At 63.2% G+C, this 14,300-nt stretch carries 14 protein-coding genes; 3 read left to right on the top strand and 11 right to left on the bottom strand.

The window, feature by feature from the left end:
- Positions 1–3: 3 nt before the first annotated feature.
- Positions 4–1,389, top strand: coding sequence for an ABC1 kinase family protein (locus CH273_RS07305; protein WP_032393817.1), 1,386 nt, complete (start codon positions 4–6; stop codon positions 1,387–1,389).
- 10 nt (positions 1,390–1,399) lie between these two features.
- On the opposite strand, the gene CH273_RS07300 is transcribed toward CH273_RS07305, so the two are convergent.
- The 4 genes from CH273_RS07300 to CH273_RS07285 are packed head-to-tail and all read right to left on the bottom strand — an operon-like array spanning position 1,400 to position 5,548.
- Positions 1,400–2,251 carry an SDR family NAD(P)-dependent oxidoreductase gene (locus CH273_RS07300; RefSeq protein WP_032393816.1) on the bottom strand — a complete coding sequence of 284 codons (852 nt, stop codon included), beginning with the start codon at positions 2,249–2,251 and terminating at the stop codon, positions 1,400–1,402.
- Positions 2,248–3,762, bottom strand: coding sequence for a flavin-containing monooxygenase (locus CH273_RS07295; protein ID WP_052049281.1), 1,515 nt, complete (start codon positions 3,760–3,762; stop codon positions 2,248–2,250). The genes CH273_RS07300 and CH273_RS07295 overlap by 4 nt, the downstream gene beginning before the upstream one ends.
- On the bottom strand, positions 3,759–4,622 hold the full coding sequence (locus CH273_RS07290; protein ID WP_032393815.1) for a diiron oxygenase: 864 nt from the start codon (positions 4,620–4,622) through the stop codon (positions 3,759–3,761). Before CH273_RS07290 ends, CH273_RS07295 begins: the two co-directional genes overlap by 4 nt.
- Positions 4,619–5,548 carry an AurF N-oxygenase family protein gene (locus CH273_RS07285; RefSeq protein WP_032394148.1) on the bottom strand — a complete coding sequence of 310 codons (930 nt, stop codon included), beginning with the start codon at positions 5,546–5,548 and terminating at the stop codon, positions 4,619–4,621. The genes CH273_RS07290 and CH273_RS07285 overlap by 4 nt, the downstream gene beginning before the upstream one ends.
- A gap of 162 nt (positions 5,549–5,710) precedes the next feature.
- On the opposite strand from CH273_RS07285, the gene CH273_RS07280 reads away from it, so the two are divergent.
- Both CH273_RS07280 and CH273_RS07275 read left to right on the top strand, forming a co-directional pair.
- Positions 5,711–6,496 carry a TetR/AcrR family transcriptional regulator gene (locus tag CH273_RS07280; protein WP_052049239.1) on the top strand — a complete coding sequence of 262 codons (786 nt, stop codon included), beginning with the start codon at positions 5,711–5,713 and terminating at the stop codon, positions 6,494–6,496.
- Positions 6,493–7,599, top strand: a complete 1,107-nt coding sequence (locus tag CH273_RS07275; protein WP_179275432.1) for a DUF4873 domain-containing protein — start codon at positions 6,493–6,495, stop codon at positions 7,597–7,599. The genes CH273_RS07280 and CH273_RS07275 overlap by 4 nt, the downstream gene beginning before the upstream one ends.
- Positions 7,600–7,606: 7 nt before the next feature.
- Here the strand turns inward: CH273_RS07275 and CH273_RS07270 are convergent, their stop codons facing one another.
- Genes CH273_RS07270 through CH273_RS07240 form a run of 7 tightly spaced genes read right to left on the bottom strand, consistent with a single transcriptional unit; the run spans position 7,607 to position 14,298 of the window.
- A complete protein-coding gene (locus CH273_RS07270) occupies positions 7,607–8,122 on the bottom strand; it encodes a hypothetical protein (protein ID WP_143546186.1) in 516 nt (171 codons plus the stop codon).
- 55 nt (positions 8,123–8,177) lie between these two features.
- Positions 8,178–9,122 (bottom strand): MlaD family protein, encoded by a 945-nt coding sequence (locus tag CH273_RS07265; RefSeq protein WP_032393814.1) that lies wholly within the window; start codon positions 9,120–9,122, stop codon positions 8,178–8,180.
- Positions 9,119–10,150: an MlaD family protein gene (locus CH273_RS07260; RefSeq protein WP_052049237.1), complete on the bottom strand. Its 1,032-nt coding sequence runs from the start codon at positions 10,148–10,150 to the stop codon at positions 9,119–9,121. Before CH273_RS07260 ends, CH273_RS07265 begins: the two co-directional genes overlap by 4 nt.
- On the bottom strand, positions 10,141–11,250 hold the full coding sequence (locus CH273_RS07255; RefSeq protein ID WP_143546185.1) for an MCE family protein: 1,110 nt from the start codon (positions 11,248–11,250) through the stop codon (positions 10,141–10,143). Before CH273_RS07255 ends, CH273_RS07260 begins: the two co-directional genes overlap by 10 nt.
- On the bottom strand, positions 11,250–12,260 hold the full coding sequence (locus tag CH273_RS07250; RefSeq protein ID WP_032394142.1) for an MlaD family protein: 1,011 nt from the start codon (positions 12,258–12,260) through the stop codon (positions 11,250–11,252). The genes CH273_RS07255 and CH273_RS07250 overlap by 1 nt, the downstream gene beginning before the upstream one ends.
- Positions 12,257–13,264 carry an MlaD family protein gene (locus CH273_RS07245; RefSeq protein WP_032393813.1) on the bottom strand — a complete coding sequence of 336 codons (1,008 nt, stop codon included), beginning with the start codon at positions 13,262–13,264 and terminating at the stop codon, positions 12,257–12,259. The genes CH273_RS07250 and CH273_RS07245 overlap by 4 nt, the downstream gene beginning before the upstream one ends.
- Positions 13,261–14,298: an MlaD family protein gene (locus CH273_RS07240; RefSeq protein WP_032393812.1), complete on the bottom strand. Its 1,038-nt coding sequence runs from the start codon at positions 14,296–14,298 to the stop codon at positions 13,261–13,263. Before CH273_RS07240 ends, CH273_RS07245 begins: the two co-directional genes overlap by 4 nt.
- Between the last annotated feature and the right edge of the window lie 2 nt (positions 14,299–14,300).

The raw sequence follows: 14,300 nt of genomic DNA, 5'->3' as shown, positions 1-14,300 counted from the left end.
AAGGTGTCCGCCGACCGCCCGATCCCCACCTCGCGTACCGCACGGGGTGCCGCGCTGGGACGCGCAGCGGCCGGCCAGGCGGTCCGCACCGCGGGAGCCCGCATGTCGATGGTCGGACGGTCCGAGGCGGTGCGCGATCGGATCTCGGAGAAAGCCTCGATGCAGGCAGCCGATCAGCTGGTGACCGTGCTCGGCAGCATGAAGGGCGCAGCGATGAAGCTGGGCCAGATGTTCTCGGTACTCGATCCCGCCCTGGTCCCCGAGCACCATCGACAACGGTTCCAGGACAAGCTCGCCGCACTTCGCGACCGAGCCCCGGAAGTCGACTTCGACGCGATGCGCGCCGTCGTCGAAACGGATCTGGGCGACTCCGTCGCCAACCTCTTCGCCGAGTTCGACCGAGATCCGATCGCCGCCGCCTCTATCGGCCAGGTCTACCGTGCTCGCCTGCACGACAGCCGAGTCGTCGCCGTCAAGGTCCAGTACCCCGGAGTCGACGACGCGGTGCGCGCCGACATGAAGAACCTCGCACTGTTTCTGAAGTTCTGGCGCAACGCTCTTCCCGCGGTGGCCGAGCCGGAGCTCGTCGAGGAGTTGCGTCTGAATTTCGAACGCGAACTCGACTACCGGGAAGAGGCGCGCACCCAATCGATCCTGGCCGATCGATTCCGCAACCACCCGTTTCTCGCTGTGCCCGACGCGATCGAGGGCATGTGTACCCGCCGAGTTCTCGTCACCGAGTTCTTCGACGGCATCGCGTTCGATCGAATTCGGTCACTACCCGCCGCCGAACGCGATCGCATCGGCGAGATCGTCTACCGCTTCTACATCGGTTCGCTGTATCGGTACGACGAATTCTGCGGTGATCCGCATCCGGGAAACATGTTGCTCGGCAACGATGGTCGCGTCGGGTTCATCGACTTCGGCCTCTTCAACCGCATGCGACGAGAGCACGTCGAGTTCGAGCTCGACTGTCTGAGGATGGCGTCGGAAGAACGCGGCGAGGACCTGCTCGCCGCGATGATCGCCCGGGGTATCGTCGACGCCACCGCCGGCGTCACCGCGGACGAATGTCTGGAGTACGTCTTCGCGGCGTCGGAATGGAATCTCGTCGATCGGGTCATGACGGTGACACCGTCGTTGGCGTCGAGTGGGCTGATGCTCGCGATCGACCCACGCGGTGGACAATTCACCGGAATGAAGCGGCAGAACCTTCCTGCCGAGCACCTGTTCTCCCGTCGAGCCGATTTCATGACGTTCGGCGTTCTGGGGCAGCTCGAGGCGACGGCCAACTGGCACAGGATCGCTCGCGAATGGATCTACGGCGACGCCCCGGTCACCGAACTCGGTGTTGCCGAGTTGCGGTGGCGGGGCGAGCAGAACCGCTGACGCTGCGCCGCTACTTCGTCACCCCGGCGCGCTTGTTTCCCGCCGACCGGCCGAGCCGACCGAGCGGGGCCAGAATATCCTGATAGCGCGGACCCACGAGTCGCGGAATCAGATCGAAAGCGCGGGCGTCGGGGCCGATCAGAACGCGCGGCTTGTTCTTCTCCACTCCCGCGAGGATCACCTTGGCCGCCCTCGTCGGTGTGGTCAGCGCGATCTGTTGGAATCGACGCGAGGCTTCGTCGGGTGTGCCGAGGTCGTCCATTCCGCGGGCGTTGGCCACGATGTTGGTCTTGATGCCGCCCGGATGCACGCACGTCACTCCGACAGGGTGTCGAGCGATCTTCATTTCCTGACGCAGTGCCTCGGTGAATCCCCGAACGGCGAACTTCGCGGAATTGTAGGCACTCTGACCTGGGATGCCCATCAGGCCGAACACGCTGGAGACGTTGACGAGGTGACCCTCACCCGACTCGATCAGGGCAGGCAGAAATGCCTTGGTACCGTTGGCAACTCCCCAGAAGTCGATGTTCATGACCCACTCGAAATCGTCCCAGGTCATGTCGACCACATCGGCACCCAACGCGACGCCGGCATTGTTGGCGACGAAATTGACGCGTCCGAATTCGCTCAGCACTGCATCCGCGTGCGTGTGGACGGCGGACCGGTCCGACACGTCCAGCTCGTACGTCACCGTGCGGGCTCCGACCTTCTCGCACACAACGAGGGTTTCGCCGAGTCCTTCGCCGTCGATATCGGACAGCGCAAGCTGCGCTCCACGCTCGGCCAGATCGAGCGCGAGGGCGCGACCGATCCCCGAACCGGCACCGGACACGACGGCGACCTTGTTCTCGAAATTCTTCATATACGCACTTCTTCCACATTCTCGCTGTCGGTTCCTGCTCCGGTCGGGAGCAGGAATTCGTACTGTGCCGGATCGAATTTCCTTGTGCGAAGCCAGTACTGCCAGGTGAATCCGGGCCACACCGTCCGGTTGGCACCGTGCGAATCGAGGTACCAACTGGTGCAGCCGCCCGTGCTCCATACGCCCTTGTTCAGCTTCGCCTGGATCTCGGCGTTGAAGCGATCCTGTGTCTGCTGTCGAACCGTCACCGCGTCGGCGGCACTGGACCGGACGAAGTCCATCACCGACAGGGCGTACCGGATCTGTTGTTCGATCATGAACACCACGGAGTTGTGCCCGAGCCCGGTGTTGGGACCGAGCAGGAAGAATGCGTTGGGGTATCCCGCGGCCACGATTCCCAGATGAGTCTCGATTCCGTGTTCTTGCCAGTGCTGCACCAGCTTCCGGCCACCGATACCGGCCACGTTCAGACCGTCGAACCCGTCGGTGACATGAAAACCGGTGGCGTAGATGATGACGTCCACCTCGCGTTCGGTCCCGTCTGCGGCGACGATCGACCGTTCGCGTACCTCCGCGATCGAGTCGGTGATCACGTCCGTGTCGGGCCGAGTCAACGCCCGGTAATACGTGTTGGATCCGAGCAATCGCTTGCACCCGATGCGATAGTTCGGGGTCAATTTCTTGCGCAGCTCCGGATCCGATACCTCTCGCTCGATGAACCTGCGTGCAGCTGCCTCGACCGGACGCAGGAGATTGGAATGCCCGTTGAGGCCTATCGCGAGAGACTCCGCAGACCAGTAGATCGAATTTCGGAACACCTTGCGCGCCAGCGCCGATCGACGAAAGAGCCGTCGGAGACCGGTCGGGATGTCGAAATTCCGCCTCGGGAGTACCCACGCGGGAGATCGTTGATACAGGTGCAGTTCGCCGACGGTCTCTGCGATCTGCGGGACGAACTGCACAGCGCTCGCACCGGTTCCGATGACCGCCACTTTCCTGCCGGTCAGATCCACCTCGTGATCCCACCGCGCCGAGTGAAAGGCCGTGCCCGTGAACGACTCGATGCCCGGCAGCTCCGGAGTGTTGGGAACGTGCAGCGCTCCGATGCCGGAGACGATGAACTGAGCGACGTATTCGTCACCGTTCGTCGTCGTGATGTGCCATCGATGCTCGTTCTCGTCCCAGAAGCCACCGTCGCACTCGACACCGAACCGAATGTTGTCGTCCAGGCGATACTTGACCGAGAGCTGTTGTAGATAGCTCAGGATCTCCGGTTGGGCAGACCACATCTGCGACCACTCGGGGTTGGGCTCGAACGAGTACGAATACATGTGCGAGGGGACGTCGCACGCGCAACCCGGATAGGTGTTGTCTCGCCAGGTGCCCCCGACGGACTGTGCCTTCTCCAGAACGAGGAAGTCGTCGCGACCGCGGGTGCGGAGCGAGATCGCCATCCCCAACCCGGAGAAGCCACTGCCGATGACCAGAACCCCGGTGTGATGGACCGTCATCGCCGATCCTCCGAGGGCACGACGCCGGTCATCTTCCACAACACAGCGGTGATCGTCCCCTCGAGCATCCCGGCCGAATCGAGAAAGGCGACGGTGTTCGATGCGTCCCGACGCCTGATCGCCGCCCGTCGACGCCGCGAGGCGACCATGCCCCGGACCGGGGACATGCCGACGGATCGATACACCTGGGGCGAGACGCCGAGACGAAGGATCACGTTGGCGAGTAAAGCAAGCAGCAATCGGTTGAACGCGCGAGAGAGTCTGTTCGACTTCTCCAGCGCGGCAGCCACTTCCGATCGGGCGAATGCGAAGCGATCGGCGCTTTCGAGTCGATGGATCTTCACCGCCTGCCGAACATGGGGTTCGATTCCTGGTTCTGTCACCGCACCCTGCATCGATCGGGAGAAGGTCTCCTCGACCAGCAGGGTCGACGCATGGGACGCCGCACCGAGGGGCAGGAAACTCAGCAGTTTGACTGCCGTCGTCGTCCCCTTGGGAAGCCTGTACGGCGGGACTTCCGAGGCGCGAACGAGCCGTCCGAAGGTGATCGTGGTCCGCGAGCTACCTGCGACCTCTGCGAGTGCATTGCGGGACGCCGGGCTGTTGAGCCCCTCCTCCGCCGCCCGCCGGAGCTGATTGCCGGTCAGCATCGCGGACAGATAGGACACGGTGCTCCACCTGCTCACTGCCTCGTGCAAGGCGAGCGTGCGCCGGTCCTGCTCGGTCAACTTGGCCCACGAACGAGTTCCGTGCAACGTGATCGATTCACGGGGAAGCGCAAATTCGTCCGGCTGCCAGGGAGATTCCCAATCGATGTCGACGTGCGGATCGTATTCGACCGCCGACGAACGCGGGCTCATGCCAGATCGTCCGGCATCGCCCGGGTCATCTTCCACAGACGACGGGTCACGACACCGTCGCACATACCGGCGTCGGCGAAGAAGCGGATCATGGGTTCGGAGAAGAACTGCATGTTGGTCTTGTAGGTGGGACTCGCCATGGCCGTGACGATTCCGCGGATCGGGTTGATGCCGATCGATCGGTACACCTTCGGGTTGATGAGGGCCAGGTACGTGAAGTTGGCGATCGACGCGAGGATCACGCGATGGATGGCACGGTTCACGCGATTCGTCGCGGCCATCGCGCGCACCATTTCCTCGCGCGCGTAGGTGATGTGGCGCGACTCCTCGATGACGTGGATTCGCATCATCTGGCGCAGGTGCGGCTGCATCTCGGGGTCGTACTGCGCCTCGCGCTGCGCCCGGTCGAGAACCTCCTCGATGAGCAACACTCCGCCGTAGGTGGCGGGTCCGAGCGCCAGAAACTGCCCGATCTTCCCGAGGAACACTGCGGGCTTGGGCATCAGGTACGGGGTGAGCCCGGTCTTTTCGATCAGCTTTCCGAACATGATGGAGTGTCGAGATTCCTCGCCGATCTCGGCTATCGAATACATCGAGTGATCGGAGAAGGTGCCTCTGCCGAACACCCGGAGCAAGTTCGCGCTGAGCATGCCTTCGGCGTAGATGCCGAAGGACAGAATGCTGACGATCTCGTGGCGGCCCAGTTCGCGACGCTGTTCTTCGGTCAGTTTGTCCCACAACTTGGTTCGGTACAGCGAGATTCGGTGCTCGGGCATCCAGCGCATACCGTCGACCATCGGAGCATCCCAATCGATGTCGGCCTCGCCGTCGTAGAACTTGTTCGCAGTCGACTTCAGCAGTCTTCGCGCCGTTTTGTCTCTCGGTCCGACTGTCTTCGCACGCGAGGTCGACTGGTCCTCGGTCATCAGCCGACCCGGAGACGATCCGGCATCCCCGCCACCGACTCGCTCATCGACAATTGCACGCTTCACAACCGATCCCCCTTGTGATCGACGGGCCCCCCGGCCCTTCCGACTACCCCGAACTCGCGGTAGCCAGTACCGGCGGTAGTAGGTACTGTGTCGAGTGTGGTTCAACTCACCGGACGTGTCAACCCCGAGGATGGGCGGCACTCGACCCCGTGCAAGAAGATCGATGCTCGCACCGAACGCTGGCGCGAACACCGCCTCGAGGTGCGACGGAAGTTCGTCGCGGCGGCACTGGTTGCGATCGACGTGCACGGCCCGAGTGTCAGCATGGGCGATATCGCGAAAGCGGCCGGTACCGCCAAACCCAAGCTCTATCGACACTTCGCCGACCGGTCCGATCTGTACTCGGCCATCGTCGAGCACGTGCAACAGATGCTGTGGGATCGGATAGTCGGCACGGTCAACCTGTTCGAGGATTCGGTGACCGACCTCATCGATCGCAGCGCCGCCGGATACGCGGCAGTCGTGTCGGAACATCCCAACCTCTTCCGATTTCTCGTCCACGGCCACTTCCTGGCCCGCACGAGTGGCCGGCAGACCACGACCGACTCCGCAACGGACCCAGCGCTGGCCTCTGCGCGTGCCGCATCCGACACGGTTGCTCAGATGCTCGCCGGTGCCATTCACGGACCAGCAGTGGACAATTCGACGGTCGAGATGGTTTCCTATTCTGCATTCGGCGCGGTGGCCACCGCCACGGACTGGTGGCTCGGCAGTTCGGACGACCACGAGCTCGTCATACCGATAGAAGCTTTCACCGCCCATCTGGCAGCCATCGTGCGGGGGATCGTCGAATCCTCGTGTGCGCTCGTCGGCGTCCGCATCGAATCCGATCAACCCATGCATGTCGCGTTCGTACGCGAGGAGGGAAGAGGAAACCCGTGAGTGATCTCTCCGGCAAGCCCGACTACCGCGGTCCTGCCACATTGACTTTCGACGATCCGGCGGCCGAATTCGACGTCCGGATCGATCTGCGCGGGCACTCCCAACCCATCGACGGCATCTTCCGTTGGTACGGACGCGTCCGGCCACACGAAGGACTCCAGGAATTCATGGAGGCCGCGGCCAGTAGCCGCAAGGGCCTGCTGAGCACCGACAGCGGTACCGCCCCCGTCACGGTGGGCGACGTGGACTTCTGGGGTCGATACCGGCTGCAGGGCAAAGGAAATCCGCCCTACCCGCTCGAACCCGAGGAAGACTGGGACGACACACCGGCCGCAAGCACACCATCGGCCGAGGACCGAGCGCTCGCGAGAGCGGCGGCACTGCTCGAACCCGAATTCCGCGCGAGCGCGGACACGACCGAGGGCTACGTGGAACTGCTCGGCGGTACGCCTGCGCCGTCACCGACCACCGCGAGCAAGGCGATGAACAACCGCCTCGTTGCCTCGATCTACGAAAAGCTCTGGCGTCCCGCCGGTATCGCCATGATGGGGGTCGGTGGCCTGTCCATGTCCGCCGAACGTACCAAGGCCGCCTCGGACCTGCGACTGACCGGCGACATGAAGGTGCTGGACGTGGCATCGGGACCGGGAAACTTCACCAGGAACCTGTCGGAGCACCTGAGCGGAGACGGCATCGCCATCGGATTCGACATCTCGGAGCAGATGATTCGCCGGGCCGTTCGAGACAACCGCGGGCCCCACGCCGCGTACATGCGCGGTGATGCGCAGTCACTGCCGTTCGCCGACAACACTTTCGACGCCGTGTGCTGCTTCGCCGCCCTGTACCTGATCCCGAACCCGCTGACCGTGGTCGACGAATTGGTCCGTGTGCTCCGGCCGGGTGGTCGAATCGCGATCATGACGAGCTACGGCCGTGAGACCGCTCCGGTGCGGTCGGTGGTGGGTGCAGCGTCGGGGCGTATCGGGGTCCGCATGTTCGAGAAGAAACAGTTCACGTCGATCTTCGAGGCATATGGGATGACCGAAATCGAACAGCAGGTGCGCGGGCTCGCCCAGTTCGTCAGCGCCACGAACGCTTCCTGACCCCGGGTCAGGTCTTGGGGCCGTAGTCGCTGACGATCCACTGACCGTCCTGCTCGGTGACCGTCACGAGCAGGAGGTTGGGCACCTTGCCGGGGTCCGGTTGCTGCACGTTCTGTGTGGTCTGCTGCGCGAACACCGCCACCTTGTACTCGCCTCCGGACTCGGAATCGATTGCGGCAGAGAGTACCTCGCCGTTGGCGACCACCTGGGACTCGTTCATGATGGCAGTGAGGGCATCACGAACTCCGCTGTAGCGATCCTGCAGGGACTGCGATGCGCCCTGGTCGACGCCGTCGAAGAACGCGTCGAGGTTGCGGTAGTCGTAGGTCAGCGACCGCGCCGTGTAGTCGGTGGCGGTGTTCAACGCCATCTGTCGATCCTGATCGTGCGCACGCTCGTCGGCCAGATCGCCTGCTGCGGAATGCCACAGCACTCCGAACACCGCCGCGAGCGCGATGCCCGGTACCGCGGCAGCGACCACGGACCACCGAATGCGGCGACGTCGGGGGGTCTCGGCGGACACCGGTGTCTCCTCGGTCCGGGATTCTTCTACTTCGACCATGAGGGGGTCACTCCAATCAATTCGGAATTTCTACGGAAAGCCTCGCCGGCCCGCCGAGAGGGAAGACGGTCTGCATCACGTCGACGATCGAGCCTGCGTCGATCCGCATCGGCTTGATGGGTGCGGTGTACGGCTTGAGCAGTGTCGCTATCAGTGCGAGGTCGGGCGACAGCGGTGTGAGGTACTGATCGATCTTCGGCCCGATCTTGCCCAGCGGATCGTCCCAGACGTCCGCGCCGACGTACGAGTAGTCGTTGAAGCCCTCGAGCAGGTTTGCCACACCCGAACCCGTCGCGCCGACCCACGGTGCCGCGTCGGTCATCACCGGACCGTATCCGTAGGCGAGGCGCCCACCTTGTTGCGCATTGTCGTACAGGCGACGAATCTCTCCGCTCTTGTCCCGCAACGTCGCTGCGAGGAATCGGAATGCCTCCACGAGACGATCGATATCCGAACCACGGCCTTCGACGGCTGCCGACGCGGTATCGGTCAAACCCCTCAAGGCATTCGTATCGAGTTGCGAGGCGAGCGAATCACCCAGGCTGAGGGCCTCGCTGACGGTGACCGACGGGCGTACGTGATCGCTGCCGAGGACATCTCCGTCCGTGAGATACGGCCCTCCGACGCTTCGAGGCCGAAGGTCGAGGAACTGCTCGCCTGCTGCGGACAGGTTCGCCACCACGACCTCGGAGTCGGCCGGTATACGGTTCGCGGCGTCGAGCGCGAGTGTGACGTCGAGGCCGCCCGGCACCACCGCGATGGACTCGACCCGGCCCACCTTGATGCCTCGCGAGGTGACCTGCGAGGTATCCATCAGCCCGCCGGAGGATTCCATGTGCACCACGACACGATCGATCGTTCTGGTCGGGTTCACGTCGAGCACGCCAACGACCAGGTACCCGATGCTCGCAACGGTCATGGCCGTCAGTGCCACGAGGGAGACGAGTGTTCCCCGCTTCATCGGACGATACCGATGCCGCGCAGGATCCCGATCATGTCGTCGGCCAATGCGCCGGCCCCCTGATCGGTCGACACCGACCGCACCGCAATGTTCGGAGTGGACTCGAAGTACGGGATGAGGCGCTCGCGCAAGAGGGTGTTCGCTTTCTCCATGTTCATGGGCACCGTGGTGTCTGCGTTCGAGATCGTGATCAATGCAGGCGCGATGATGTCGATGGCACCTCTGAGTTCCGGATACGGGCCGGCGAGAACGTCACCGACGTTCTGCGACATGTATCCCAGCATGAAGATCATGTGTACGACGCTGAACAGGACCTCGGACAACCCGTCCGATCGTCTCGGGCCCAGCTCGAGAACACGCTCGACGCCGTCACGTTGCGTCACAACGGTATTCGACACACTCTCCGCCGCCGCGAGTATCCGATCGATCTCGCCGGTGTTGTCGCCGATGTCGGTCAGCGCAGCCCGAGCGGCGGAATTGATCTTGTCGACCTGGGCCGGGTCCGGAGGAATGGCCGCATTGACGTTGTTCACCGCCTCCTGCAGTTCCACATAGTGACCGCCGGTCACGATGTTCGACAATCCTCGCAGCACGTCCTCGACGTTGTCTGCCGGTACCGTCCGCTCCACGGGAATGACGTCACCGTCGCGAAGATAGGGCCCGCTCGAACCCGCACTCGCGTTCGCGTCGGACGGCGGTTGCAGCGAGATGTAGATCTCGCCCAGGATCGACGACTGTCGAAGCTCGGCGACGGTATCGGTCGGCAGCTGAACATCGGCCGACAGATCGACGGTCGCGACAGCGGTCGAACCGACGAGGTCTACTCGGTCGAGAACGCCCGCATCGACACCCTCGACGATGACCTTGGCCTTCTCCGGCAGATTCAGGACACTCGCGAACTCGATTCGCAGAGTGTATTTGTCACCCGACACATAACTTCCCGGAATCGGCAGCTCCGCCGGGTCGACGCTGCACGCCGACAGCAGAGCGACGCAGCACAAGCCGATCACCGCCCGCCTCATCGCCATCCCGCCGAACCGAGTACCAGCTGCACCAATCCCACGTCGATGACATCGCCTCGTTGCTGATCGGCCGAACACGTCGGGCGGTACTTGTTGAGCAGAGCGCAGACCTCGTTCGGCGAGTTGGTGTCGATCTCGAACTGTGGCGGGTGATAGATCAGGCGCCCGCTCTTGGAATCGTTGTCGTACATCGTCATCAGGTTCTGCCCTACGGTCGGCACCTGCTCGAGAATGTCCTTGATATCGCCCACTCGCCCGAGCAGGACGTCGACCACAGGGGCCGCCTGGTCGAGAAATGCGTAGACCTTGTCGTCGTACTTCGCGACGTTGCGCGCGAGTGGCGGCATGAATTCGGTGGTCAAAGCGACCGTGGTCCCGAACGACTGGGTGAACTCCGACAGCGTGATCATTCCCCGCTTCAGGTTGTCGAGTAGCTTCGCCACCTCGGGCCAGCTCACCACGAACGTGTCGATGAGGCCGTCGAGATTGTCGATCAGGCGTCGCACGGTGGTGTCTCGGTCGGCCGGATCGCCGACCAGCTGGGCCAACTGCTGGAGGCTCTCGTTCAGCTGGGCACCGGACCCACGGAGCGAACCGTCGACCGAACGAAGTGTGTCGCCCAGGACTTCGTCGTGCTTGCCGTCGGCGTCGGCCGGGCCCAGCAGATCAGCAGTGAGGCCCGATACGGCATCGAGAGTATCGCTGATTCCCAACGGGGTTCTGGTGCGCTCCAACGGAATGCACTGCGCGCGATCGAATTCGGCGCCGCCGGTGTACGGCTCGGTGAATTCCACGTGCCGGTCGGTGACGATCGAACTGGACAGTGTCACGGCACCGACTTCCGCAGGCAACACGAGGCTGTCGTCGACATCCATCGTGACCATCACGGAGGCGTCGGTGTTCTCGATGTGCGTCACCGTCCCGACGACCACACCCAACATCATGACCGAATTGCCCTCGTACAACCCGACCGTATCGGTGAACTCGGCGCACACCGACGAGCTGCCCGCCCCGGAATCGATGACGGCGGTCGCCGACGCGACGGAACCGACGAGAGTGATCACCACAGCCGCTGCCACAGCGACCTTCACGATTCTGCGCCTCATCAGCACGCCTTCCCCGGCAGCGGAATGCAGACACCGACACCGACGACCGTGTCCTGCGACTGATCGATCACCGGACCTTGACCGCCCCCGATCAGTGCGGCGAGACCGTCCGTACTCTGCTTCATGGTCGTGATCGCCCCGTCGAAATCACCGAGCTGCGCGAAGAGCTTCTGTGTGATCTCCTCGAGCTGGACGATCGACGGCTCGAGCCCCTTCTCGAATGCGACCACAGGCCGATGGAAGAGCTTGAACATCCGTCCGAGCAGGTCGAAGGCATTGACCACTTCTGCGCGCTTGTCTCCGAATCCCTTTGTCAAAGTGCCGAGTTCGTGAACCAGCTCTACGAGCATCACTCGATCGGCTGCCAATGCGCCGACGTACTCGTCCGACACCACGAGCCCACGTTCGAGCTGTTCGGAGCGGGTCGCGATGACGTCGGTGAGCGAGGACAGATTGTCCACGATGGCACGGGTCGACTGCGGCTGCGTGCTCACTGCCCGGTCCAGTTCGGCCACGGTCTGTCGCAGCGTCGGTCCGTCGATATCGCGGACCAACGGAGTTGCCTGCTGGATCGCGTCGGACAGCTCGTACGGAAGCGCGACCCGCTCCGACGGAATCGGTGCCGAGTCGAGCGCGCCGTCGCCATGAGAGGTGAGCATCACGTAATGACCACCGATCGGCGTGAGCAACTTGACCGTCAGCGTCGATGCGTCCCCCACGAAAACGTCCGATCGAACACTGAATTCGACATCGACGTGATCGCCCGCGAGCTCGACCGAGCGCACGGAGCCGACGGGAATTCCGGCGATCCTGATTTCGTCACCCGGCTTCACCCCTGCGGCCGAGCCGAACTCCGCGGTATAGGTGCGATCGCCGAACGGAACCGTGTACAGAACGGCCGCGACGAGGAGGAGTACCAAGGAGAAGGCAACACCGACTGCACCCCAGAAGAAATGTGTCTTGTTCTCCGACTGCTCGTCACGAACGCCCCTGCGCAGCACGCGTTTCATCGACACACCACCAAATTCTGTCCGCCGAGCACGATCTGCCCGATCCCCGGGATATCTTGTTGGCCCTGACTACACGTGTAGGTCTTGGCACCCGGCGCGGGAATACTCGCGTTGAGGCCGGTCAACAATGCGGGGGCAAGGGCGAGCATCTCGGTCACCTGTTCCGTCTGCGGAAGCATTCGCCGCAGCGCTCCGTCGACCGGCGCATAACTGTTGTCGTACGCGCTTTCCAGTCCCTCCATCAAACCGACCAACGGAGTGAGCCCGTAGTTCGCCTGATCCAACGAGGCCAAGACCCCGTCCATCTGTGTACTGAGCTTGGACACCAGACCGTGTAGTTGTTCGAGCAGGTCGGCCACGGAGGAGGACTGGCCGCCGATCGAATCCGAGATCTGGCCGAGATTGTCGATGAGCAGGCCGATGATCGACTCCCGTTGAACCGCGAACTGGGTGATGCGGTCCACGTCGCGGAGCACCGGACCCAGGCCGGACCCGTCGCCCTGCACCATGCGCAGAATGTTCTCGGTGAACTGATTGAGCTGTGCGGTGTCGAGCGTGTCGAAGATCGGTTTGAATCCGTTGAACAGCGTGGAAATATCGAACGACGGGATCGTGCGATCCACCGGGATCGTCTCACCCGACGCCAGGGGAGCACCGGTAGCCGCATCCTTCTGGATCAACTCGACGTAACGCTGGCCGAGGAGGTTCTGGTAGCGGACAGCTGCCTGAGTGTTCGCGAAAATCGGTCGCCTGTCCTCGATTTCGAATCCGACGCGCGCAATGCCTCCGTCGAGGTCGACCGAGGAGACCTTGCCGATCTGCACCCCGGACATGCGCACATCGTCGCCCACGTACAGACCCGACACGTCGTCGAACTCCGCGCCGTAGGACGACAGCGGACCACCGACCGGGGTACGGAGTGCAGCCACGATGATCACGGCGCACACCGCGGTCACCGTGAAGAAGACGAGCAATTTGAGCACAGGTCCGGTTACCTTCTTCACCCGTTCGCCTCCTCGTGCGCGGCAACGGCTCCGGCCAGATTGGGCATGGTCCGAACTATCAGGTCGAGCTGGAGTTGCGGCTTGCCGTCGACGATGGGGAATGCGTCGGAAATGCCGTCGATCACCTGCGGGACCCTGTTGTAGCTGGGCGCGAACGTGCCGATCGATGCCGTGATCGGCACCAGCAGATCGAGCACGGTCGACAGAAGCGGAGTCAGGTTCGGATTGTTCTTCTTCAGCAGGTCGCCCACCGGAACCATCAGCTGATCGCTCAGACCGTCGTTGGCCGCGATGGTCCTGGCCCTGTCGGCGGGCGCTTCGACGTACGCACTCTTGTCCACCACTCCCACCACCAGATCGAGAAGAGGTGGAATCAAGTTGGCGATACCGTCACCGAGTTCCGCCCCTCGGTGCAGCTTCCAGGCGAGCGGATCGATCTGATTGTTCGCCATCATTTGCGCAGTATCGAAGTACGGCTTCAGGTTTCGACTCACCTCGACGGACGTGTTCGCGATGAGATCGAGAAGGTTCTGCACTTGTTCGGAGTCGAGTACCTCGGTCAGTTCGGCGACTCGCCGGAACACTCCGGTCACCGTTGCACCGCGCAGTTCGCTCGACACTGCCAGGGTCGAATTCGAGGCGAGTGGATTGCCGGTACCGTCGGAGACCAATTCGATTGCAGTGGAACCGAATACGTTGGACGAGGAGAACTGGGCCTGCATGGTGTCGGTCAGCTCGCCCGCCTGGCTCGGGTCGATCTCCAGTTCCAGCCTCTGATGGCCGAAGCCGACGGTCTCGATGTGGTCCACCGTGCCGATCGACAGGCCCCGGAACTTCACCTCCGAGCCGGGGGTGAGACCGTCGCCGACCGACGCCGCGTCCAGCGTGAGTTCGAAGGGCGACTCGAAGGTACCCCGCGCGTACGCGGTGAGGCCGCAGGCGAGAACGGCAGCGGCGACAGCAACCGCCAGTCCGCGCATGCGAAGGGTTGCAGGACCGGCCGATCGACCGGTCAGATCATCGAACACTGCCATCT

Source organism: Rhodococcus sp. 05-339-2, from assembly GCF_002258965.1.
In the GTDB taxonomy this organism is placed as follows: Bacteria; Actinomycetota; Actinomycetes; order Mycobacteriales; family Mycobacteriaceae; genus Rhodococcoides.
The sequence above is the reverse complement of the archived record's forward strand: the minus strand, read 5'-3'. Positions and strand labels throughout refer to the sequence as shown.

What these genes read in the sequence shown, in the direction of transcription:
- CH273_RS07300 (WP_032393816.1), bottom strand. Translation starts at nt 2,251, where the DNA reads ATGAAGAATTTCGAGAACAAGGTCGCCGTCGTGTCCGGTGCCGGTTCG.
- CH273_RS07295 (WP_052049281.1), bottom strand. Translation starts at nt 3,762, where the DNA reads ATGACGGTCCATCACACCGGGGTTCTGGTCATCGGCAGTGGCTTCTCC.
- CH273_RS07290 (WP_032393815.1), bottom strand. Translation starts at nt 4,622, where the DNA reads ATGAGCCCGCGTTCGTCGGCGGTCGAATACGATCCGCACGTCGACATC.
- CH273_RS07285 (WP_032394148.1), bottom strand. Translation starts at nt 5,548, where the DNA reads ATGACCGAGGACCAGTCGACCTCGCGTGCGAAGACAGTCGGACCGAGA.
- CH273_RS07265 (WP_032393814.1), bottom strand. Translation starts at nt 9,122, where the DNA reads ATGAAGCGGGGAACACTCGTCTCCCTCGTGGCACTGACGGCCATGACC.
- CH273_RS07260 (WP_052049237.1), bottom strand. Translation starts at nt 10,150, where the DNA reads ATGGCGATGAGGCGGGCGGTGATCGGCTTGTGCTGCGTCGCTCTGCTG.
- CH273_RS07255 (WP_143546185.1), bottom strand. Translation starts at nt 11,250, where the DNA reads ATGAGGCGCAGAATCGTGAAGGTCGCTGTGGCAGCGGCTGTGGTGATC.
- CH273_RS07250 (WP_032394142.1), bottom strand. Translation starts at nt 12,260, where the DNA reads ATGAAACGCGTGCTGCGCAGGGGCGTTCGTGACGAGCAGTCGGAGAAC.
- CH273_RS07240 (WP_032393812.1), bottom strand. Translation starts at nt 14,298, where the DNA reads ATGGCAGTGTTCGATGATCTGACCGGTCGATCGGCCGGTCCTGCAACC.